Below are 4,017 nucleotides of genomic sequence, written 5' to 3' on the forward strand. Positions count from 1 at the left end.
GCGATCCAGACCCGGGTCCAGGCGGTGATCAGAGGCAAAAAGTGTTACCTATGTCATCGGTCCAAAACGTTACCAATGTTTCCGGTTGCTCAGCCGGCGCGATGAATCGGTGACGTGGGGCGTCAACGCGGGACGACGGGATCCGTTCCATCCGGGGACGCGGACACCCGGGCCAGCGTCGCCGTAGTGGAGTGGCCGTCCTCCAGCCGCGCCAGCAGCACACGCCCGCCGTAAGCCTGCACGACATCCGCGCCGACGACGGTGTCGAGTGTGTAGTCCGCCCCCTTTACCAGAACGTCGGGCTTCAGCGCGTTGATGAGGCGCAAGGGTGTGTCCTCGCCGAAGATCACCACCCGGTCGACGTCGGCCAGCGAGGCCAGCACGGTGGCCCGGGCGGTCTCCCCCTGCACCGGGCGGGTGGGGCCCTTCAGCCGGCGCACCGAGGCGTCGGAGTTCAGCCCGACCACCAGCCGATCACAGGCCGCGCGAGCCTGCGCCAGAAGCGAGACATGGCCGGGGTGCAGCAGGTCGAAGCAGCCGTTGGTGAACCCGACGCGCAGGCCATGGCGGCGCCACCGCTCCACGGTTTCGGTCAGGCGTTCCAGCCGCTGCACCTTGTCCTCGGCGCGGGCGAGATCCTGGTGGTGCAGGGCGGTGTTCAGATCGGCGGCGGCGATCGCGGCGGTGCCGACCTTGGCGACGACCAGACCAGCGGCGACGTTCGACAGCCGCGCCCCGATGGACAGCGGCGCGCCGGCCGCCAGGGCGGCGGCCAGCGTTGCCACCACGGTGTCGCCGGCGCCGGAGACATCGTAGACCTCCCGCGCCTCGGTGGGCAGGTGGTCCGCCGGGCCGTCGGCGGGCACCAGGGACATGCCGTCCTGGCTGCGGGTCGCCAGAACGGCGCTCAGCCCGCAGGTGTCAAGCAGGGCGCGCGCGGCGGCTTCCACCGAGGCATCGTCGTCCGTGGCGCGTCCACCCGTGGCTTCGGACAATTCCTTGCGGTTTGGCGTAACGACGGTCGCTCCGGCATAGCGCCGGTAGTCGTGGCCTTTCGGATCCACGATGACCGGCACACCGGCGGCCGTGGCGGCGTCGATCAGCGCGCGGGTTACGGTGTCGGTCAGGATGCTCTTGCCGTAGTCCGACAGGATCATGGCGCCGCAGGTGGCCAAGGCGGTCCGGGCGGCGGTGAGCAGACGCGCGGCGGTCGCGTCGGCGATCGGCTGCGTCGTTTCGGCATCGGCGCGGAGAAGCTGCTGGCCGCCGGCCACGAACCGCGTTTTGAGCGTTGTGGGGCGGCCGGGCTCGGTCGCCAGATGGACCTCGACCCCGGCCAGCTGGTCCAGGAGTTGCGCGACCTCGGCCCCGGCCGCATCGTCGCCGGCCCCGGACAGGAACACCACGCCGCAACCCAGCCCCACCAGATTGCGCGCGACGTTGCCGGCGCCACCCAGCATGACCGACTCCCGCCGGATGCGCAGCACGGGGATGGGGGCCTCGGGCGAGACGCGGTCGACATCGCCATGAACGAAGCGGTCCAGCATGACGTCGCCGACGCACAGCACGCGGGCGTCGGACAGGCGGTCGATCCAATCGGCGAGGGCGGCGGCGTCAGCGGGGATCGGGGCGGGCATGGAGGTGGGATCCTGTGGTGGAGGCAGGGCGGGGGCGCGGGACGCATCCTGTCCGTCTATCACGCACGGCGCGCGGCCGGAAGACAGGCCGGTTCTGCCTTCGCAGGCCGCGCTAGCCCAAGCCACGCGGCCGCACCGGCTGTCCGGTGACGAGGCTGGTCAGATGCGCCAACAGGCCCAGAAACAGCACCAGACCCAAGGCGAGGATGAGATGCCAAGGCACCCGCCACACCGGGCCGGGCGCCCAGGGCCGGCGGGCGCGCCACAGCGCCAGCGCCAACACCACGAGAAGCACGCCCAGGGCGATCAGCGTCTGCGTCAGGGTCATCGCCGGCGTCTCAGTCGCGGGAGCCGGACCGGCCGAACACCACGCGCATGACCAGGATGGAGCCCGCAAGGGCTAACGTAATCACGTTCGCGGCGATGATCGGCCAATCCACGGTCAGGATGCCGTACATCAGCCAGGAGGCTACGCCGCAAGTGAACAGCAGGAAGGTGGCTAGCGACAGATCCCCGACCGAGCGGCTGCGCCATGCCTTGAGGGCTTGGGGCAGGAAGGCAACAGTTGTACAAAGAGCGGCGAGATAGCCGAACACCGGGGCAAGGTCCAGGGATGGAGACATTTGGGGACCTCGGCGGTGTGGACGGCGGGAAACCCTAAGCCAGACGGGAGCTGGGACGATGCCAGCGGGCTGGATGGTGCGCAAGCTGGATTCCCTGGCCGGTGCCGTCGTGGGGGCCGCCGGGGGCGCCGCTGCGTCGCAATGGCGCGAGTTCCTGCAACAATACCTGCAGAGGCTGGGCGGTCACCTGGATGAGGCGCGCCGCAATCTGGAGCACCTGACCGGCCTGCACGCGCTGGCGGACGCGGCGGAAAAGCCCGTGGTCGCCGGTATGATGGCCGATGGGCGCGAGCGGGTCGGGGCGCTGGTTGAGGCCATGCGGGCGCTGACCGAGGCCGATCCGCTGACGCAGCCGATCATGTTCCTGAGGACCCTGGATCCGGCGATCGCCCAAGCGACGCTGGACCGGTTCCAGCCGGCCCTGCCTTTGGATACGGCCTCGTTGATGTGGGCGGGCGGCGGGCTGATCCTGGCGCTCGTGGCCTACGAAGGCATCAAGGGCGCCGCCTGGGTGCCGGTCGCCGTGGGGCGGCGGTCCCTGCGGCGCCGCCGCGTGAGAGAGTCGGGGCGCCGCCGCGCGAGAGAGTCGGGGCGCCCGGTGTCGGCCGGACGCCTTGAGCCGCGCCTGTGAGGAGGGCGCCGTCCCCTAATCATCTTGCGGGCTGGGGAAAAAAGCGTCGAGACGGACGCCGGGCGCACTCAGACCGCCGGGATCCGTTTCGGTCTCCGGACCAAACTGGCGGAGGGGGTGTCCGCCATGCGTTGGCGGAGATCTGTATAGAACATTGTTTTTATTGAACTAGAGCGGTCGGCGTGCAGCGTTCTGTGCTGCATAATGTGTAGCAAAATTGGCGGGCAGCCAGGGCTACCTGGGCGCCCCTTCTGCCGTCATGCGCGCTGCAGTAGGGCCGGGATTCGAACCGAGAGTTTGGGTCCTGTTTTTATGCGTCCGCATCCGCCCGTGGCACGCCGTGCGCCGAGCCACACCCCCTGAGGGACCTTTTTTCGAGGGCCAAGCCCGCGGACGCTCACCGTCGGCGCGGGTCGTCACGACGCTGGCAGACGACAGCCGCCCCGTCCGCTAGAGCATCCCGCGGTCTGACGGAATCGCAGGGGATTCCTCAGGCGGTTGATTTGTGATTCAAGAGTAGGGGCTGGAGAAGGAGGCCAGCGCCTATGACGAAACCCCTCTCCGCCGACCTACGCGAGCGGCTGGTTGCCGCCGTCGAAGGCGGCCAGTCCCGACGGGCAGCAGCGGAGCGGTTTGGCGTCGCCCCGTCCACCGCCGTCAAATGGATGAACCGGTGGCGTCTTGAGGGGCACGTGAAGCCCCGCCCCATGGGCGGCGACCGGCACTCGCATCGCATCGAGGCTCATGCGGCGGTCATCCTGGGGCTGATCGACGAGAAGCCGGACGTGACGTTGGCGGAGATCGCAACGCAGGTTGAGGAGGCTCGCGGCGCCCGGTTTTCCGAAACGGCGATCTGGCGACTGCTGAGGCGTCACGGGATGACGTACAAAAAAAGACAGCGCATGCGAGTGAGCAACAGCGACCAGATGTCCTGAAGCGGCGGCACGACTGGTTCGAGATGCAACCAGACCTTCCACCCGAACGCCTGGTGTTCATCGACGAAACCGGCGCCTCGACCAAGATGGCTCGGTTGTCCCGCCCCAAGCGTTACGAGCTGAGCCCTGAACAATGGGACCGGATCAAGGATTTGCTGCCCGGCAAGCCGGGCGATCCGGGACGGTCGGGC

5 protein-coding genes are annotated in these 4,017 nt (G+C 69.0%); 2 read left to right on the forward strand and 3 right to left on the reverse strand.

Translation table 11 applies throughout. The annotated features are described in order from the left end of the window. Positions 1-122 precede the first annotated feature (122 nt). The 3 genes from rfaE1 to GGD82_RS20630 all read right to left on the reverse strand — a co-directional run bounded on the left by rfaE1 (position 123) and on the right by GGD82_RS20630 (position 2,260). Positions 123-1,637 carry a D-glycero-beta-D-manno-heptose-7-phosphate kinase gene (rfaE1, locus tag GGD82_RS20620; protein WP_150064297.1) on the reverse strand — a complete coding sequence of 505 codons (1,515 nt, stop codon included), beginning with the start codon at positions 1,635-1,637 and terminating at the stop codon, positions 123-125. A gap of 112 nt (positions 1,638-1,749) precedes the next feature. Next, positions 1,750-1,965, reverse strand: coding sequence for a hypothetical protein (locus GGD82_RS20625; RefSeq protein ID WP_150064298.1), 216 nt, complete (start codon positions 1,963-1,965; stop codon positions 1,750-1,752). Positions 1,966-1,975: 10 nt separating this feature from the next. Next, complete coding sequence (locus GGD82_RS20630; RefSeq protein ID WP_150064299.1) at positions 1,976-2,260, reverse strand: SWEET family sugar transporter; 285 nt, start codon at positions 2,258-2,260, stop codon at positions 1,976-1,978. A 58-nt stretch (positions 2,261-2,318) separates the two neighbouring features. On the opposite strand from GGD82_RS20630, the gene GGD82_RS20635 reads away from it, so the two are divergent. Both GGD82_RS20635 and GGD82_RS20640 read left to right on the forward strand, forming a co-directional pair. After that, positions 2,319-2,891 (forward strand): DUF2937 family protein, encoded by a 573-nt coding sequence (locus tag GGD82_RS20635; RefSeq protein WP_150064300.1) that lies wholly within the window; start codon positions 2,319-2,321, stop codon positions 2,889-2,891. 545 nt (positions 2,892-3,436) lie between these two features. Further along, entirely contained in the window at positions 3,437-3,826 is a 390-nt protein-coding gene (locus GGD82_RS20640; protein WP_150064301.1) for a helix-turn-helix domain-containing protein, read from the forward strand. The last annotated feature ends 191 nt before the right edge of the window (positions 3,827-4,017 follow it).

This window comes from Roseospira marina (assembly GCF_014197855.1).
GTDB classification, from domain to species: domain Bacteria; phylum Pseudomonadota; class Alphaproteobacteria; order Rhodospirillales; family Rhodospirillaceae; genus Rhodospira; species Rhodospira marina.